This window comes from Paractinoplanes pyxinae (genome assembly GCF_026626335.1).
GTDB lineage: Bacteria > Actinomycetota > Actinomycetes > Mycobacteriales > Micromonosporaceae > Actinoplanes > Actinoplanes pyxinae.
In genome coordinates, this window is record NZ_JAPNTZ010000001.1 from 101400 (window position 1) to 118460 (window position 17061).

General features: G+C 70.8%; 16 protein-coding genes. 6 read left to right on the plus strand and 10 right to left on the minus strand.

The genetic code is table 11. The features are described from left to right. Positions 1 to 15 precede the first annotated feature (15 nt). Positions 16 to 477 carry a DUF427 domain-containing protein gene (locus OWR29_RS00520; protein ID WP_267560189.1) on the plus strand — a complete coding sequence of 154 codons (462 nt, stop codon included), beginning with the start codon at positions 16 to 18 and terminating at the stop codon, positions 475 to 477. Between the two features lie 13 nt (positions 478 to 490). Here OWR29_RS00520 and OWR29_RS00525 read toward each other — a convergent pair whose 3' ends face one another. After that, positions 491 to 811, minus strand: a complete 321-nt coding sequence (locus OWR29_RS00525; RefSeq protein WP_267560190.1) for an STAS domain-containing protein — start codon at positions 809 to 811, stop codon at positions 491 to 493. Positions 812 to 849: 38 nt separating this feature from the next. Next, the gene (locus OWR29_RS00530; RefSeq protein WP_267560191.1) at positions 850 to 1269 is read right to left on the minus strand and encodes an ATP-binding protein; all 420 of its coding nucleotides are present in this window, start codon (positions 1267 to 1269) and stop codon (positions 850 to 852) included. 93 nt (positions 1270 to 1362) lie between these two features. On the opposite strand from OWR29_RS00530, the gene OWR29_RS00535 reads away from it, so the two are divergent. Next, on the plus strand, positions 1363 to 1836 hold the full coding sequence (locus tag OWR29_RS00535; RefSeq protein WP_267560192.1) for an SRPBCC family protein: 474 nt from the start codon (positions 1363 to 1365) through the stop codon (positions 1834 to 1836). A 7-nt stretch (positions 1837 to 1843) separates the two neighbouring features. Here OWR29_RS00535 and OWR29_RS00540 read toward each other — a convergent pair whose 3' ends face one another. After that, positions 1844 to 2287, minus strand: a complete 444-nt coding sequence (locus tag OWR29_RS00540; protein WP_267560193.1) for an ATP-binding protein — start codon at positions 2285 to 2287, stop codon at positions 1844 to 1846. An 86-nt stretch (positions 2288 to 2373) separates the two neighbouring features. Here OWR29_RS00540 and OWR29_RS00545 point away from each other — a divergent pair, with 86 nt between their 5' ends. Beyond that, a complete protein-coding gene (locus OWR29_RS00545; protein WP_267560194.1) occupies positions 2374 to 4689 on the plus strand; it encodes a putative bifunctional diguanylate cyclase/phosphodiesterase in 2316 nt (771 codons plus the stop codon). Here the strand turns inward: OWR29_RS00545 and OWR29_RS00550 are convergent. From OWR29_RS00550 to OWR29_RS00560, 3 genes are read right to left on the minus strand one after another with little or no spacing between them, the layout of a single operon-like run. Then, positions 4679 to 5494, minus strand: coding sequence for a carbohydrate ABC transporter permease (locus tag OWR29_RS00550; RefSeq protein ID WP_267560195.1), 816 nt, complete (start codon positions 5492 to 5494; stop codon positions 4679 to 4681). The two genes, OWR29_RS00545 and OWR29_RS00550, sit on opposite strands and share 11 nt — an antisense overlap. Before the next feature lie 2 nt (positions 5495 to 5496). After that, a complete protein-coding gene (locus tag OWR29_RS00555) occupies positions 5497 to 6468 on the minus strand; it encodes a carbohydrate ABC transporter permease (RefSeq protein ID WP_267560196.1) in 972 nt (323 codons plus the stop codon). A 2-nt stretch (positions 6469 to 6470) separates the two neighbouring features. Beyond that, positions 6471 to 7730: an ABC transporter substrate-binding protein gene (locus OWR29_RS00560; RefSeq protein WP_267560197.1), complete on the minus strand. Its 1260-nt coding sequence runs from the start codon at positions 7728 to 7730 to the stop codon at positions 6471 to 6473. Between the two features lie 268 nt (positions 7731 to 7998). Here OWR29_RS00560 and OWR29_RS00565 point away from each other — a divergent pair, with 268 nt between their 5' ends. Continuing rightward, positions 7999 to 8478 carry an alpha-L-arabinofuranosidase C-terminal domain-containing protein gene (locus tag OWR29_RS00565; RefSeq protein ID WP_267560198.1) on the plus strand — a complete coding sequence of 160 codons (480 nt, stop codon included), beginning with the start codon at positions 7999 to 8001 and terminating at the stop codon, positions 8476 to 8478. Position 8479: 1 nt separating this feature from the next. Here the strand turns inward: OWR29_RS00565 and OWR29_RS00570 are convergent, their stop codons facing one another. Both OWR29_RS00570 and OWR29_RS00575 read right to left on the minus strand, forming a co-directional pair. Then, positions 8480 to 10147, minus strand: coding sequence for a glycoside hydrolase family 43 protein (locus tag OWR29_RS00570; RefSeq protein WP_267560199.1), 1668 nt, complete (start codon positions 10145 to 10147; stop codon positions 8480 to 8482). A 373-nt stretch (positions 10148 to 10520) separates the two neighbouring features. After that, positions 10521 to 11978 (minus strand): endo-1,4-beta-xylanase, encoded by a 1458-nt coding sequence (locus OWR29_RS00575; RefSeq protein WP_267560200.1) that lies wholly within the window; start codon positions 11976 to 11978, stop codon positions 10521 to 10523. Positions 11979 to 12458: 480 nt separating this feature from the next. On the opposite strand from OWR29_RS00575, the gene OWR29_RS00580 reads away from it, so the two are divergent. Together OWR29_RS00580 and OWR29_RS00585 are read left to right on the plus strand one after the other, a co-directional pair. After that, a complete protein-coding gene (locus OWR29_RS00580) occupies positions 12459 to 13679 on the plus strand; it encodes a CE1 family esterase (protein WP_267560201.1) in 1221 nt (406 codons plus the stop codon). A 267-nt stretch (positions 13680 to 13946) separates the two neighbouring features. After that, complete coding sequence (locus OWR29_RS00585) at positions 13947 to 15236, plus strand: serine/threonine-protein kinase (protein WP_267560202.1); 1290 nt, start codon at positions 13947 to 13949, stop codon at positions 15234 to 15236. A gap of 40 nt (positions 15237 to 15276) precedes the next feature. Here OWR29_RS00585 and OWR29_RS00590 read toward each other — a convergent pair whose 3' ends face one another. Together OWR29_RS00590 and OWR29_RS00595 are read right to left on the minus strand one after the other, a co-directional pair. Continuing rightward, positions 15277 to 16383: a Gfo/Idh/MocA family protein gene (locus OWR29_RS00590; RefSeq protein WP_267560203.1), complete on the minus strand. Its 1107-nt coding sequence runs from the start codon at positions 16381 to 16383 to the stop codon at positions 15277 to 15279. Next, positions 16353 to 17057 (minus strand): ThuA domain-containing protein, encoded by a 705-nt coding sequence (locus OWR29_RS00595; RefSeq protein ID WP_267560205.1) that lies wholly within the window; start codon positions 17055 to 17057, stop codon positions 16353 to 16355. Before OWR29_RS00595 ends, OWR29_RS00590 begins: the two co-directional genes overlap by 31 nt. Positions 17058 to 17061 lie beyond the last annotated feature (4 nt).

Here is a 17061-nt window from a genome sequence, read left to right on the forward strand (position 1 = left end):
TGGCAAGCTGGGGTGATGGAGTCGGTCTGGGACTACCCGCGTCCGCCGCGGCTGGAGCGCGTCAGCAAGCAGGTGACGGTCGTGCACGCGGGGCAGGTCATCGCCGACAGCAGCGACTGCTGGCGGGTGCTGGAGACGTCACACCCGCCGGTCTACTACCTGCCTCGCCGCGACATCGCCGACGGGGTACTCGAGCCCGGCGAGGGCCGGTCGTACTGCGAGTTCAAGGGCGTCGCCGGCTACTGGGACGTCGTGGCCGGCGAGGTCCGGGTGCGGCAGGCCGGCTGGTCGTACGAGAACCCCACCCGGCCGTACGCGGCGCTCGCCGGCGCCGTCGCCTTCTATCCCGGCCGGCTCGACGAGTGCCGGGTGGCCGGCGAACTGGTGCGGGCGCAGGAGGGTGACTTCTACGGCGGCTGGATCACCGCGGACATCACCGGCCCGTTCAAGGGCGGCCCGGGCACGCGCGGCTGGTGAACGGCGGCCCGCCTCAGCGGCAGAGCACCTCGGACAACCCGGTGATGTCGAGGACATCCTGAACCGTGCCGCGGCCGTTGACGACGGTGAACTCGCGCTGTGCCGCGGCGGCCGCCTGATAGCCCTGCACCAGGCCGGCCACGGCGTGCGAGTCGATGAAGCGGGTGTGGTCGAGGTCGACGACGACTTGGGTGACCCCCGGGCGGCGCGCCGCCTCGACCAGCGCGCGGGCGAGGGCGTCACCGAGGCTCATGTCGAAGTCGCCGGACAGGCTCACGCGCAGGACACCGGTCGGCGCCTCCCGCTCGGTGATCGTGAAAGGTGGGCTAGTCACAGCCGCAGTGTCTACCACGGGGGTACGACATCGGCCGCTCAGGGACGGGCCCGGGGAAAGGCCGCCCAGACGTGTTTGGCGCTTCCGGTCGTGTGCCAGCCGACCCGCTCGGCCAGGGCGAGGCAGATCGCCAGCCCGCGCCCGCCGGCGTGCAGGCCCGGGCGGGCCTGGGCCGCGATCGGGGGTTCCTGGACGGCACGGTCGCTGACGTCGACGACGTAGCAGTCGTCATCGCTCAGCAGGCGGACGACCACCGGGGGCAGCCCGTGGCGCAGGGCGTTGCCGGCCAGCTCCGTCGCCACCAGACCCAGGTGCTCCGCCGTCCGGTCCTCGGAGGCAGCTGCGAAGTGCTGCCGGATCCCCTCGCGGATCCGGCCCAGATCGGTGTCGCTCTCGACGCTCCAGGTGAGCAGCACGGAGGTGCGCGCGGGCGGACCGACCATCCGCAAGGGCTCCATGGGCCACACTGATGCCCGCTGGCCGGAACGGGAAACTCGCCTAGTGTTACCGGGGCGCCCGACGGCGTCCGCACAACCTCGTGGAGTCGGCTGATGGCACAGTTCACCGTTGTTCAAGAGGTTCAGGCGCCCGCCGGCGCTGTCTGGGCGACCCTGGTGGACTGGCCCCGCCACGGCGACTGGGCGCCGCTGACCGTGGTGCGAACCGTGCCGGGGCCGGCCGAGGGGCTGGGGGCGGGTTTCGTCGCCCGCACCGGTGTGGGGCCCTTGGCGTTCGACGACCCGATGACCGTGGTCGCCTGGCAGCCGCCGGCCGGCGACGAGGCGGGCGACCGGCCGGGTCGATGCGAGGTGGCCAAGTCGGGCCGGGTCGTGCACGGCCGGGCCTGGTTCGCGGTCACACCGTTGCCGGGCGGCCGCTGCCGTGTGGTGTGGTTCGAGGACGTGACCGTCTCGCCCCGGGCCCTCACCCGGTGGGCGGGGCCGGTGCTGTCGCTCGCCGGCCGGCTGGGCTTCGCGGCCACGTTGCGCGCCCTGGCCCGGGACGTCGAGCGTACGGCCGGGTGACGCCGCCTCAGCCGGCGCGAACGGGGACGGGGAAGACCGCCCAGATGTGCTTGGTCTGCTCGGCGGCGTACCAGCCGACCTTCAGCGACATGTTCATGGCCAGCAGCAGGCCGCGGCCGCCGGCGTCGATCGGGCGGGTGTGGGCCAGCTCGGGGACGGTGGACAGGTCGTGGTCGGCGACGTCGAGGACGAAGTGCTCGTCGGTGCGCAGCAGGCGGATCTCGGTGGGCGGCCGGCCGTGCCGGATCGCGTTGGAGGCCAGTTCGGTGGCGACCAGCACCATGGAGTCGACGACCTCCAGGCCGTCGTCGCCGGGCAGGAGCCCCTGACCGGCGAGCGCCTCGCGCATGGCGGCCCGCAGGTGCTTCAGTTCCGTGCTGGTGTTGAGCACCCACGCGTGCAGCTCGGTCGCTCGGGGCGGGGGCGGGGACGTGATGAGCTGCTGATCCATGCGATGATCTTGCCCGCTCGACCCGGCCCCGAACCCCTCGGCCGGGTTGGGCTCACCTGTCCGGGCCTGAGGCCGATGAGAACTTCGTGGACAACGGGCCGATCACCGGGCGGAACCCCCTCGGCGTTCCGCGCTGGCGGATGACCCGGACGCTCACCGCGGCCATCGGCGCCGACGCGGTGGCCTGGGTGTGGTTCCTGGTCGGGTTGTTCCGCCCGACGCCCCCGATGGCCGGGTGGGCGTTGCTGGCGTTCGCGGTGCCGGTGGCGGCGGCCGCGTCGTGGCGGGCCGGAGGAGAGGGCCGCACCTTCTGGCGGTACGTGTCAGCGGGCATGATCGGCCTGGGTCTGGCCTCGGCCGCCGCGGCCCGCGACTACTTCAGCGGCGACCAGACCGGTCAGCAGATCGGTGGTTTCACCGCGATGCTGTACGTCGCCGGCCTGCTGCTGATGCTGCTGGGTCTGCTGCGCATTCCTGGTGCGCAACGCACCCGGATGGAATGGACGCGCTTCGGGCTCGACGTGGCGACCATGGTCGTCACTGTCCTGATCTTCAGCTGGCACCTGGTTCTGCCGCGCTGGGAGAGCTGGACGGACGGCAGTGCCGCCGGGACGGCGTCGGTAGTCGTCGTGGGCACGGCCGCGATCATCGGCATGCTGGCCTTCGTGAAGGTGTCCTTCACCGGCACCGGGCTGATCGACCGTCGCGCCCTGTACGTGCTGGCGCTGACCGGAGCGGTCGGGGCCGTCGGCGGGGCGATGGCGCCGTTGCTCGCCGAGCGGCCCTACCTCAACACCGGACATGTGCTGCTGCCCACCACCAGCCTGCTGGTCTGCCTGGCCGCCGACCGCCAGCTGCGCGCGACCCGGGCCGGCCGGCCGTCACCGCGGCCGCTGTCGCGCCGGCCCAGCCTGCTGCCGTACACGGCGGTGCTGGCCACCGGCGCGCTGCTGCTGGCCGGCGTGGCCGGCGGCGCCTCCGACCTGATGGCGGTCGCGGTGGGCTCGGTCGCCGTCACCCTTCTGGTCGCCGCCCGGCAGATGGTCGCCCTGCGGGACAACGCGCGGCTGCTCGACGACCTCGACGCGCGCCAGCACGAGCTGGCCTACCAGGCCGGCCACGACAGCCTCACCGGCCTGGCCAACCGCACGGTGCTGACCAGCGAGATCACGGCGGCGCTGGCGGCCGGGCCGTCCGGGGTGAGCGTCGCCCTGATCGATCTGGACGACTTCAAGGCCATCAACGACGACCTCGGGCACGCCGTGGGCGACGCGCTGCTCGTCTCGGTCGCCGAGCGGATCGCCGCCCAGCTGCCCCCGGGCTCCGTGCTGGCCCGGCTCGGCGGCGACGAGTACGCGGTTCTGCTGCGGGGCGAATACGGCCACGCGCTCGCGGCGATCACGGCCGGTATGCGCCGGCCGCTGCCGGCAGCCGGCCACGATCTGGTCGTCGAGGCGAGCGTCGGGCTGGCCGAAGCCCGGCCCGGCGACACCGCGAGCGAGCTGATCCGGCGGGCCGACGTCGCGATGTACGAGGCGAAGGGGCAGGGCAAGGGCCGTCAGGTGGTCTTCGACGACCGGATGGATCAGCGCTCGGCCGACCAGGCCCGGCTGGCGGCGGATCTGCGCTGCGCGCTCGACACCGACCAGCTGCATCTGCTGTATCAGCCGATCGTCGAGATGCCGGACGGCACGCTGGCCGGCGTGGAGGCGCTGGTGCGCTGGACCCACCCCGAGCGCGGCCCGATCGGTCCCGCGGTGTTCATCCCGGCCGCGGAGCGCACCGGGCTGATCGTGCCGCTCGGCGCGTGGATTCTCGAGCAGGCGTGCCGGCAGGCGGTGCGCTGGCAGGAGGAACTGGGTGCCGCCGCGCCGCGTACGGTCAGTGTCAACGTCTCGGCCCGGCAACTGCGCGAGGCCGGGTTCGCGTTCGAGGTGGCCGCGGTGCTGGGCCGTACCGGACTGCCGCCGCACGTGCTCACCGTCGAGGTCACCGAGACTGCTGTCTTCGACGGCGGCACGGCGCTCGAGGAGCTCGAGGCCATCGCCGCGCTCGGGGTGAAGATCGCACTGGACGACTTCGGCACCGGCCACTCCTCGCTGGGCCTGCTGCGCACCTGCCCGGCCGATGTCCTCAAGGTCGACAAGTCGTTCGTCGACGACGTGACCACCGACGGCCCGCAGACGGTCGTGGTGGCCGCCCTGATCGGCATCTGCGACGGCATGCGGCTGCGCGCCGTCGCCGAAGGCGTGGAGACCGCCGGCCAGGCCGCCAAGCTGCATGAGCTCGGCTATCGGTACGCGCAGGGCTACTTCTACAGCCGCCCGCTGCCGGCCGAGGCGATTGCGACGTACGCGCCGGCCCACCAGCCGGCGCTGCGCCACCCGGCCGCTACCCCTTGACCGCGCCGGTGAGGCCGCCGACGATGCGGCGTTCGAACAGGCTGAAGAAGACCAGCGCCGGAATCATGGACAGGGACGTGAAGGCCAGCACCTTCGCCGTGTCGACCGAGTACTGCGAGGCGAAGGCCTGCACGCCCAGCGGCAGGGTGAACGTGTCCTGGTTGTTGAGGATGAACAGCGGCAGCAGGTAACTGTTCCAGCTGTTGATGAAGGCCAGGATGCCGCTGGTGATCAGGCCGGGCACCGAGAGCGGCAGCACCATCCGCCAGAAGAAGCCGAGCCGGCTGCAGCGGTCGATCATCGCGGCCTCCTCGATCTCTTTCGGGATGGCCTGCAGGAACGGAACCAGGATGATGATCGTGGCCGGCAGGGCGAAGGCGATCTGCGGCAGGATGACACCGGGCAGGGTGTTCACCAGACCCAGGTTTTTGACCAGGATGTAGAGCGGCGTGATGGCGACCGTGGCCGGGAACATCAGACCTGCCGCGAACAGCGCGTACATCGCCCCCCGGCCGCGGAACTTGTACCGGGCCAGCACGTAGCTCGCCATCACGCCCAGGGCCACGACGGCCGCGGTCGTGACGACGGCCACGATCGTCGAGTTGCCGACCTGGCGCCAGAAGTTCTCGCTGCCCAGGATCTCGGTGTAGTTGCCGGCCACCCACGGGTCGGGCAGGCCGGCCGGCGAGACGGTGATCTGCGAGTTGGTGCGGAAGCCGCCGACGATGATGTAGAGGACCGGACCGAGCATGACGCCGATCAGGAGCAGGGCGACGAGGTAGACGAACGGGTTGCGCCGGGCCATTCCTACTGCCCTCCGGTGAGAGCGCCCTCGGTGTCGCGGCGCAGGACGAAGCGCTGGTAGATCAGCGCGATGACCATCGAGATGACGAACAGGACGACCGCCACGGCGTTGCCGTAGCCGTAGTTGGCCGCGTTGCGGCCCTCGACCACCATGTACGTGGCCATGGTGGATGTGCCGGCGGTCGAGGCGACGTACTGGCCCCAGATGATGTAGACCAGGTCGAACAGCTGCAGCGAGCCGATGATCGACAGGAACGCCCAGATCCGGATGGTCGGCCCGAGCAGCGGCAGCGTGATGTGCCGCTGGATCTGCCAGAACGAGGCGCCGTCGACGGCGGCCGCCTCGGCCAGCTCGGCGGGGATGTTCTGCATGCCGGCCAGGAACAGGATCACCGCGAACCCGACGTACTTCCAGGTCAGGATGAACATCAAGGTCCAGATGGCCAGCTTCGGGTTGGCCAGCCAGTCCTCGGCCAGCCCGCCCAGGCCGATCGAGCGCAGGATGTCGTTGGCCGCGCCGTTGGTCTGCAGGATGAGCGCCCAGGCGGTTCCCGTGATGACCTCGGAGATCACGTACGGCACGAAGATGAGCACGCGGATGACCGACTGGCCGCGCATCCGGCGGTTCAGCAGCAGCGCCAGCCCGATCGCGACCGGGCCCTGCAGGACGAGCGAGAGCACGAGGATCTCGGCGTTGTGCCACAGCGCCTCGTGAAAGGCGGTGTCCTGCAGGATGGTCTTGTAGTTGTCGAGCCCGACGAAGTTGGTCGGTACGCCGTAGCCCTTCCAGCGGTAGAAGCCGTAGTAGGCAGCCATCAGGACCGGGAAGATCACGAAGCTGACGAAGACCAGGATCGCCGGGCCGGACAGGGCCACGATCTCCAGCCGCTGGGCCCAGCCGATGCCGCGCCGGCGGGGCCGCAACGGAGGCGGCGCCTGCACGCCGCCTCCGTCCCGTAGACGGGTGACCGTCACGTTCAGCCCTTCTTGGCCGCGTCGTTGGTGGCCTTGATGATCCCGGCGACGTCGCCCTTGCCGGCGAGCAGGTTCACCACGCCGACGTTCAGCGCGTTGCCCACGTTCTGGCCGTACAGGGTGTCGAGCCACTGCGAGACGTACGGCGCCTTGTTGTAGGCGTCGAGCACGGCCTTGAGATAGTCCTCGGTGACCGCACCCTGGGCGTCCTTGCTGACCGGCAGCGAGTTGAAAGCCTTGTAGTACGCCTCCTGCAGGGGCTTGGTGAGGATGTAGTTCAGGAAGTCGGCGCACTCCTTCGGGGCCTTCTCGGAGCACGAGAAGCCGTCGGCGCCGCCCATGATCGCGGCCGGGTCGCCCTGTCCGCCGGGGACCGCGGGGAAGGGGAAGAAGCCGAGGTCGGGCAGCGGCTTCTTGTCCTTGGTGAGACCGGCGATCACGCCCGGGTCCCACGAACCCATCAGCTCCATGCCCGCCTTGCCGTTGGCCACCAGGCCGGCCGAGCTGCCCGCGCCCTGCTGGGCCGAGGTGGTCAGGAAGCCGTCGTTGTAGGGCTTGGTGTCGGCGAACGTCTTGAGGTCGTCGCCGGCCTTGGTCCAGCAGGGATCGGTGAAGTTCTTGTCCTTGACCGCGGCGTCGAGCGAGTCCTTGCTGCAGGCGCGCAGGGCGAAGAAGTAGTACCAGTGGGCGGCCGGCCAGGCGTCCTTGGCGCCGAGCGCGATGGGCGTCCCGTTGGCCTTGAGTTTGGCCGCGGCCGCGGTCAGCTCCTCCATTGTGGTCGGCGTGGCCGTGATGCCGGCCTTCTTGAACGTGTTTTTGCTGTACCAGAAGCCGCCGGGAAGGATCGACACCGGTACGGCGTACGTCTTGCCGTCGAGCTGCCCGGTGCCCAGGGCGGCGTCGCCCACCGCCGCCTTGGTCTCCGGCGTGACCAGATCGGTGATGTCCTTGAGCTGGCCCGCCTCGACCATCGCGGCCATCTTCCCGCCCCCGCGCTGCAGGAAGATGTCGGGCGCCGAGCCGGAGTTCAGCGAGGTCTGCAGCTTGCCGTCCAGATCCTCGTTCTGAATGGACTGGATCTTGATGGTGACGGTCGGGTTCGCCGTGTGGTAGTCGGCCACCGCCTTTTCCCAGAACGCCTTGCCGGGCCCGGTCGTGGAGTTGTGCCAGAGGGTCATCGTGACGGCGCCGCCGGAGCCGGAGTCGCCCCCGTCGTCGTCCCCGCCGCTGCAGGCGGTCAGGCCGGCCGCGCTCAAAACCATCGCGGCGGTTACTGCCAAAAATTTCTTAGGTGCCACAGAGTTCACCCCTCGGAACCGAAAGTTTCGGAGTGTTTCCGGAATGTGAAGTCAAGCTATGAAGTGACCAATGTGCATGTCAAGATATTCGCCACCATGAGGTGGAAGTCGTTGTGAACGTGCGCCGTTCGCGGCCGGCGCGGCTCATTGAAGTGAAACGTTTCGGATGCTCTCGGAAGTTGCGTTTGCCCAGTTCGACGGCTGGAGGTCCACAGTGAAGAAGACGCCTGACATGGCCCTGGAAGCTGTCATCAACGTCGACCTCGACGGTCCGCGGATCAGCCGGCACGGCGTGGAGGAGAACAACCACTTCGGCACGCACGAGTTCATGGCCCTGTGCGAACTGCTCGGCGCCGAGCCGTACATCAGCGGCAACGTCGACGTCCGGACCGCGCCGCCGTCCCGGCCGGTCGGCGGCGCGACGCTGACGACCGTCTCGATGTCGGCCAGCCGGAAGGACGGACGGTTGCTGGTGTTGCTGTCCAACTTGGACGCCTTCGCCGCGGCGGAGGTGCGGATCGACGTACGCGGTGGGACGCTCCCCTCGGTCGAGGCTCAGATCCTGACGTCCGGCGCGCTGCAGGACCACAACACGCCGCAGTCGCCGGCGGTGGTGGCGCCCCGCCCGTACGACGGGGTGTCGATGACCGCCGGGGCGCTAGGGGTGCAGTTGCCGCCCCACTCGTTCGTCACCGTCAGCGGCGCGTTGTGAGTCAGTCCGCGCGGTAGGAGGCCCGGTCGAAGTCGGCGTACCCGCCCTCGGCGCCGAGATCCTGCACCCAGAGCCCGACGAAGGCCCCGGTGAAGCCCCACGCCTCGGGCTCACCGGGGACGATCGTGGCGGCGTACTCGTCGGACAGGGTGGTGGCGTCGAAGGTGCGGCCGAGCTCGTACCAGACCGCCATCTCGCCCGGGTTGGTGGTGTAGGCGAACGTCAGGGCCGGCCCGTCGAACCGGACCCGCAGCCCGAGCCGGGGCACGCCGTCGACCACGGTCCGCAGGCCGGGCGCGGCGGCGACCCGTCCGCTGTCGCAGCAGAGCAGGTCGAGCACCGGGGTGCCGTCGTCGTCGGCGGTCAGGTGCAGGTAGTACCAGTTGCGCGAGTTGTAGTACGCGGTGACCCCGGCCAGCTGACGGGTGTTGCGGGGCTCGAACTCGCACGTCGCCTCGAAGGTGGCCCGGCGCGCGGTCACCCGGCGGGCCACGAGGCTCGGCCGGTGCCGGGCCATCGGCGACCGGCCGCCGTGGATCCGCAGATGGGAGGGGCGGGCCGACAGGTCGGCCCAGTCGGGGGTGGCCGGGCGGCGCAGCGTCGACCAGTTGGGGCCGAGCACCGGGGCGTCGAAGTCGTCGTCCTCCACCTGTTCGGAGGAGGGCGGCCGGTCCCTCACGGCGATGCCGGCCGGGGCCGGAACCAGCTCCGCCGGTACGCCGTCGTGGATGCGGGGCCAGGCGCCGGCCGCCCAGTCCACCTTCTGCAGGGCGGCCTCCCGGCCCAGCACACAGCGACCGGCCGGGGCGTGCGGCCGGGCGACCAGGTGGGCCAGGTACCACTCGCCGCCCGGAGTCTGCGCGAGGCTGCCGTGACCGGCCTTCTGCAGCGCCAGCTCCGGGCGGCCGGCCGAGGTCAGCAACGGGCCGCCGGGGTCGACCTCGTACGGGCCGAGCAGCCGCCGCGACCGGGCGACGGTGACCTGGTGGGTCCAGCTGGTGCCGCCCTCGGCGGTGATCAGGTAGTACCAGCCGTCCTTGCGGTAGACGTTGGGCGCCTCGGTGAGGCCGGCGCCGGTGCCGGTGAAGACGAGGCGGGCCGGGCCGGTGAGGCGGCGCTCGTCCGGGTCGTACCGCTGGATCTCGATGCCGGCGAACCGGTTGCGCCCGGGCCGCCAGTCGGCGCGCATCGACAGCATCCAGGTGGCGCCGTCGTCGTCGTGGAACAGCGACGCGTCGAACCCGCGGCCGTGCAGCACGACCGGGTCGGACCACGGGCCGGTGACGCTCGGGGCGGTGATCAGATAGTTCTGCGGGTCCCAGTAGCCGCCCGCGAACGTGGCGACGTCGGTGTAGAGCAAGTGGAACAACCCGTTGGCGTACGTCAGGTTCGGGGCCCAGACGCCGCACGAGTCGGCCGTGCCGGTCAGGTCGAGAAGCCGGCGCTCGGTCAGCGCGCCGCCCAGGGGTTCCCAGTGGACGAGGTCGGTCGAGTGGTGCAGCCGGACGCCGGGGTACCACTCGAAGGTCGAGGTGGCTATGTAGTAGTCGGCGCCGGCCCGCACGATCGACGGGTCCGGGTGGAATCCGGGCAGGATCGGGTTCCGGATCATCCGAGGGCCGGTGCCGTCGTCGCCGACGGGGGACAGGGCGGGCCGGGCGATCGTCATGAAGAGCCCTTTCGCGAGGGTGACGCCGGGGCTCTCGCCACGACGCCACGAGATTCAGCCGGTACGGCGCCGGGGCTGCCGGGGAAAGCAGCCGCCCGGGCACGACAGCCACGCGGGGACGGTGTGGCGGGACGACGGACATCGGGCTCCGTCACTGCGGATCGTGGCCCGCCGGCAGCAACGTTGTCAACAACTTCCGGAAACCTGGCGGAAATATCGAACGTCGAATTCGTTGCCTCGTCGCGGCATGCACAACGCTGGGGGCAGAGTGAGACGGGTAACGTCAGCCGAAAGTTCCGACTGTCCAAACTGTGGACACAGCGAGGCGGTGCGGAGGCAGGATCTGCCTCCGCACCGCTCGCCGGATCGCCGGTCAGCTCAGGCTGAACCGCTGGTTGGCCTGTCCGTTGCAGTCGTAGAGCTGCACCTGCTGGCCGTTGCCGGTGCCCCACACGTCCAGGCAGCGTCCGGACTGGACGCCGGTGATGGTGCCGTTGGAGTTGACGTTCCACTGCTGGTTCGTCTGCCCGTTGCAGCTGTAGATCTGCACCGCCGAGCCGTTGGCGGAGCCGGCCGCGTCCAGGCACCGTGAGCCGTACACGGTCAGCTGCTTGCTCGAGGTGAGCGTCCACGACTGGTTGGACTGTCCGTTGCAGTCGTAGAGCTGTACCCGGGTGCCGTTGTTCTGCGTGGCGCCGGGCACGTCGATGCAGCGGCCCGACTGGGCCCCCACGATCCGGGTCCCGTTGCCGGAGGGCGGCGGGGTGGTGGTCGGCGGGGGCGTCGTCGGGTTGCTCGGGCCGGCCGAGTTGAGCGCGTTGAGCACCGAGGTGTACGCGGCCTTCTTGTTGCCGTTGCCGTCGAACAGCAGCGGGCTCTCGCTGGAACGCCACGAGTCGCTGTCACGCACGCCCCACACCGTGATGCCGATGCAGCGGGGCACGTTGAGGCAGGCCTGGGTCAGCCCGGCGTACTGCGAGGTCGACGAGTTGGTGACGTCGACCTCGGTCAGCGCCACGTCCACCCCGAGGGCGGCGAAGCTCGACAGGGTGGTCTGGAAGTTGCCGGGCAGCGAGCTGCCCCCGGTGAAGTGGGTCTGCAGGCCCACACAGTCGATCGGCACGCCACGCGACTTGAAGTCCCGGATCATGTTGTAGACGCCCTGCGTCTTCGCGTACGACCAGTTCTCGATGTTGTAGTCGTTGTAGCAGAGCTTGACCGACGGGTCGGCGGTGCGCGCGGCGCGGAAAGCGGCCTCGATCCAGTCGTTGCCGGTGCGCTGCAGGTTGGAGTTGCGCCGGCTGCCGTTCTCCTCGAACGCCTCGTTGACCACGTCCCAGGCGGCGAGCTTGCCCTTGTAGTGCGCCATCACGCCGTTGATGTGGTCGATCATCGCCTGGCGCAGCGTGCTTCCGCTCAGGTTCTGCATCCAGCCCGGCTGCTGGGCGTGCCAGGCCAGGGTGTGGCCGCGCACCTTCAGGCCCCGCTGCGTGGCCCAGTTGTAGATTTGGTCGCCCGCGCTGAAGGTGAACTGGCCCCGGTTGGGTTCGGTCGCGTCCGGCTTCATCTCGTTCTCGGCCGTGATCATGTTGAACTCACGGGCGGCGATGGTGCTGTACGTCGAGTTGCTGAGCCGGCTCGCCGCAATGGCCGTGCCGAAGTACCGGCCCGACTGCGCGGCCGCCGCGCCCAGGGTGCTCTCGGCCGCGCTCGCAGCCGGCATCACCACGGCCACGCCCGCGGCCGTGACTGCCGCGACGGCACCGCTGATCAGCAGCCGGACCCGCAGCGATCTGCGTCGCGCGGCGCCGGGTGGGGAAAGAACTGCCACGAGGGGTATCCCTTCTTCTCATCCCCGTCCCGGGCATGCGTCATCACGCACGACACAATCCGATTCCCGTGGGGGCGGGACGGTCGGTGAATCGCGCGGCCGGAACGAAGAACGACGGGCTTCGATTTCGCGTCATGGTGGCACGGGTAACACTGCTGAAACAACTACTTCCGGAAGTTTTGCGGAAGTTGTGGAGAGCCGGCCTCGCCGGTTCTTGGATCCTCGGGGCTACTAGCAGGCATAACTGCCGTCATCCTCAGCTTCGGGACAGCCTGCACCCTTCTCTCCGGTTTGACGGGGAAGGGCTGAACGAAAGTTCCGGGCGATCTGATTGACGCGGAAATTAGTTACTGAAAATCTGTTATGAGCGACGACCTCTTCTTTCCCGAACCGAATCCATTTACATTCTTGAAACTCTGGGAGCGCTCCCGTAACGTCGCTGGCACTTTCTTCGTGCGTCCCCCGGAATCGAGGAATGCGATGTCGATCCGAAGATTCGCCGGCGCCGTCTCGGCGGTGCTGGTGGCCACGGCGGCGGCGCTCGCCGTGGTGACGGCGGCCCCGGCCGGCGCCGCGGTCACCGCCGGCTGCGGCAAGGCGCCGACGCTGACCAGCGGCACCCGGAGCATCTCGAGCGGCGGTCAGAACCGCACGTACATCCTGCGGGTCCCCGACAACTACGACCGCAACCAGCCGTACAAGCTGATCTTCGCCTTCCACTGGCTGAACGGAACCGCCGGCAACGTGTCCGGCGCCGGCTACTACGGGCTCCAGGGCCTGTCGAACAATTCGGCGATCCTGGTCGCGCCGCAGGGCATCGACAACGGCTGGGCCAACACCGGTAACCGCGACCTCACGCTCGTCGACAACCTGACCGCTCTCATCCAGGGCGACCTGTGCGTCGACACCACTCAGGTGTTCGCGCTGGGCTGGAGCTACGGCGGCTCGATGAGCTACGCCGTCGCGTGCGCCCGGCCGGCGGTCTTCCGTGCGGTCGCCGTCATCTCCGGGGCCAACCTCAGCGGCTGCAGTCCCGGTAACCAGCCGGTCGCGTACCTCGGGATCCACGGCACCCACGACAGCGTCCTGAACATCTCGCAGGGCCGGTCCATCCGGGACACCTTCGTGCGCAACAACGGCTGCACCGCGCAGAACCCGCCCGAGCCGGCCCGGGGCAGCCTGACCCACATCGTCACGACCTACGCGGGCTGCCGGGCCGGCTATCCGGTGGCCTGGGCCGCCTTCGACGGCGACCACACCCCCGAGCCGGTCGACGGATCCACCTCGACCAGCGGCGCCCGCACCTGGGTCGGCGGCGAGATCTGGAAGTTCTTCACCCAGCTGCCCGGCACCACGACCCCGCCGGTCACGACCCCACCGACCACCACGCCGCCGCAGCCCGGCGCCTGCGCCGCCACCTACCGGATCACCGGTCAGTGGCAGAGCGGCTTCCAGGCCGAGGTCACGGTGACCGCCGGCGCCGCCCCGCTCTCCGGATGGCGGGTCGCCTGGACCTTCGCCGACGGCCAGACCGTCAGCCAGGTCTGGGGTGGCCGGGCCACCTCGAGCGGCAGCGCGCAGACGGTCGCGAACGAGAGCTGGAACGGCAACCTGGGCGCGGCCGCCTCCACCACCTTCGGGTTCCTCGGCACGTGGAACGGCGCCAACAGCGTGCCCGCGGTCAGCTGCACGGCGGCCTGAGCTGCCCGAGGCCCGTCTCTCAGATTCACGTGGGAGCGAAGCGAGAGACGGGCCCCGGGCTCGGGGCCACGGCCGGCGAAGTCGCCAGGTCGGCTTACGGCGTTGGCCGGTTCTGCGGAACGCCGGTGCGGCCGGTGAGCCTCGCGGGGTTCGGGTGCGGCCCGGGGGAGAAAGAAGCGTCCCGTTGGTCGGTTCTGCGGGAGCGCCGGTGCGGCCGGTGAGCTTCGCGGGGTTTCGGGTGCGGCCCGCGGGAGAAAGAAGCGTCCCGTGGATCGAGGGGAACTGATCGCCGGGCGCTACCGGCTCCGGGAAGAGCTGGGGCGCGGGGGCATGTCGGTGGTCTGGCGGGCCGACGACGACGTGCTGGGCCGTGAGGTGGCGGTCAAGGTGCTGTCGGCCGTCCTGGCCGACGACCCCGATCAGCGGCGCCTCATCCGCGACGAGGCGCGGGCGGCCGCCCGGCTGCGGCACGCGAATGTCGTCGCCGTCTACGACTACGGCGACTTCGCCCACGGCGGCCGGACACTCTCGTACGTCGTGATGGAACTGGCCGACGGGCGGACCCTGGCCCAGATGCTGAGCGGCGGCCGGCTGCCGTGGAAGGTCGCGACGCTGGTCGGCGCGCAGGTGGCGGCGGCCCTGGCCGCGGCCCACGCCGACGGCATCGTGCACCGCGACGTCAAACCGGCCAACGTCATGGTGACCAGCGGGGGAGTGAAGCTGGTCGACTTCGGCATCTCGGCCGCGGTCGGGGCGTTCGACGGCGGCGACGGCCAGCTCGTGGGCACGCCGGCCTACCTGGCCCCGGAACGCATCAAGGGCGGCCCGGTGCGCCCGGCCACCGATGTGTACGCCCTCGGCGTGCTGATGTACCTGGCGCTGGCCGGGAAGATGCCGTGGGACGCGTCCACCGTGACCGGAATGGTCAAGGCGCACGTCTACGCCAAGCCGGCGCCGCTGCCGCTGATTCCCGGCCTTCCCCTCGTGGTGACCCGGCTGGTGTCGCGCTGCCTGGCCAAGCGGCCCGCCGACCGGCCCAGCGCCGTCGAGGTCGCCGACGTGCTCGGCGAAGTCGCGGGCCTGCCGTCCGCCGCCCTGCTGCGCAGCGTGTCCGCTCCCACCGTCACGTTGCCGCCGGTTCGCACCCGGCGTCCCGGCCGGGCGGTGCTGATCGCGGCCGGCGCGGTCACCGGACTTCTGGCCGCGGGCGGCTTCTGGTGGACCGATGACGGCCCGGCCCGCCCGGCCCAGGCCGACGCGGTCACCGTGCCGTCCACCTCGGCGACGACCCCGGCGCAGAAGCCGAGCACGTCGAGGGTCACTCCGCGGCGGACGGTCCGGTCGGTCGCCGTGTCGCAGCAGCGGGTGCGGGCGGTCGTCCAGCCCGCGCCGAAAGCCAAGCAGGCCGCGAAAGCCAACCAGGCCGCGAAAGCCAAGCAGGCCGCGAAACCCAAGCAGGCCGCGAAACACAAGCCGCCCAAGGCCCCCAAGCCGCCGAAGGCGGGCAAGCCGCCCAAGCACCCCAAGAAGGCGGGCCCGGAACACCGCCAGCCGTAGGGTCGCTCAGCCAGGGACTGATCGGTGCCGGGGCCGGGGCTTACGGCCTGCCGGCCTGGGAACGCCAGGTCGCGACCGGGGTGAGCGGCACCAGGCCGGGCCGTTCGGCCGTCGTGCTCAGGTCGACGCGGCGGCCCTCGTCGGCCGAGCGCAGCAGGGCGGTCATGGCGTCCAGGACGTGCAGGGCCAGAGCGCCGGTGGCCCGCGGCGACGGTGCGGCCAGCATGTCGAGCAGGCCGACGCCGCGGGCCGCGTCCACGTAGCCGGCCGACGGCGGCACGACGCGCCACTCGGTGCCGCCGAGCTCGAAGAGCCGCACCTCGCCGGCGAAGTAGTTGGGGTCGGGCACCGCGAGGCTGCCGGTCTCGCCGTGCACCTCGATCGGCGCGGCCGTGGTGCGCACCGCGTCGAAGCTGGTGGTGATGGTGGACAGGGCGCCGCTCGCGTGGTGCAGCACCCCGGTCACGTGTGTGTCCACTTCGACCGGGACGCGCTCGCCGGCCCGCGGCCCGGTGCCGATGACGCGGGTGAGCCGCGGCCGCGAGGCCGCACCGGTGACGGCGACGATCGGACCGAGCAGATGGACGAGCGCGGTCAGGTAGTACGGGCCCATGTCGAGCAGTGGGCCGCCGCCGGGCCGGTAGTAGAAGTCGGGGTTGTGGTGCCAGCGTTCGTGACCCGGAGTCGCCATCACCGCCACGGCGGACAGCGGCCGGCCGATCAGCCCGGCGTCGATGGTGGCCCGGGCCGTCTGCACGCCGGTGCCGAGCACGGTGTCGGGAGCGCAGCCCACCGTCACGCCGGCGTCGACGGCCCTTTCCAGCACGGTTCGAGCCGCCGGCATGTCAGCCGCCAGTGGTTTCTCGCCGTACACCTGCTTGCGGTGGGCGATGGCGTCCAGCGCCACCGACGCGTGCGCCGACGGAACCGTGAGGTTGAGAACCGTACCGAGGGAATTGTCGTCAAGGAGATCGCCGACCGGTAGCGGACGGCAGCCGGGGATGCCCTCCGCGACCGTCACGGCCCTCGCCTCGTCGAGGTCGGCCACGGCCGCCACGGCGACCGCCGGGTGGTCGCGCAGGGTCTTCAGGTAGGCGCCGGAGATCCAGCCGGCGCCTACGATGCCGATGCGGTGCGGCTCGCCCACAGCATTCCTCTCTCGATCACGGTCCGTACGCTCGGATGGCCCAGGACGTCGAGGCTGTGCCCCGGTGTGGTGACGACGATCCGGCCCGCACCCCATTGCCTGGTCCAGATGGCGGGTGAGGTGATCGGCCGCCGCCACGGATGCCACGGCTGGACCGGGTGGGTGGTGGTGGCCAGCACGTCGATCAGGTCGTCGTGCAGCACCCAGTACTGCTCGGTGGTCAGCTCGAAATCCTCGAGCCCGGCCGTGACCGGGTGCTCGCGGCCGAGCGGGGTGAGGTCGACCGTGTGGGGCAGAAAATTGTCGGTCTCGTCGCCGCAGCGGGCGCCCGGTTCCTTGCCGGGGTGGGTGGCGAACTGGCCGCCCACCAGCTGCAGATAGTCCGACGAGGCGCGGAACGAGTCGGCGATGCCGCCGTGCCAGCCGGTGAACCCGGTGCCGGCCGCCACCGCCGCCCGCAAGCCGTCCAGCGCCTCGCGCTCGATCTCGGACATGGTCACGCATTGCACGATCAGGTCGATCCCGGCCATGAGCCGCGCGTCGCCGTAGACCGTTGTCGATTCGCTGATCCGTACGTCGAATCCGTGGCCGGCCAGGAAGGGCAGGAACAGGTCGGTCGCCTCGACCGGCCGATGCCCTTCCCAGCCGCCACGCACCACCAGAGCGTTGGGCATACCC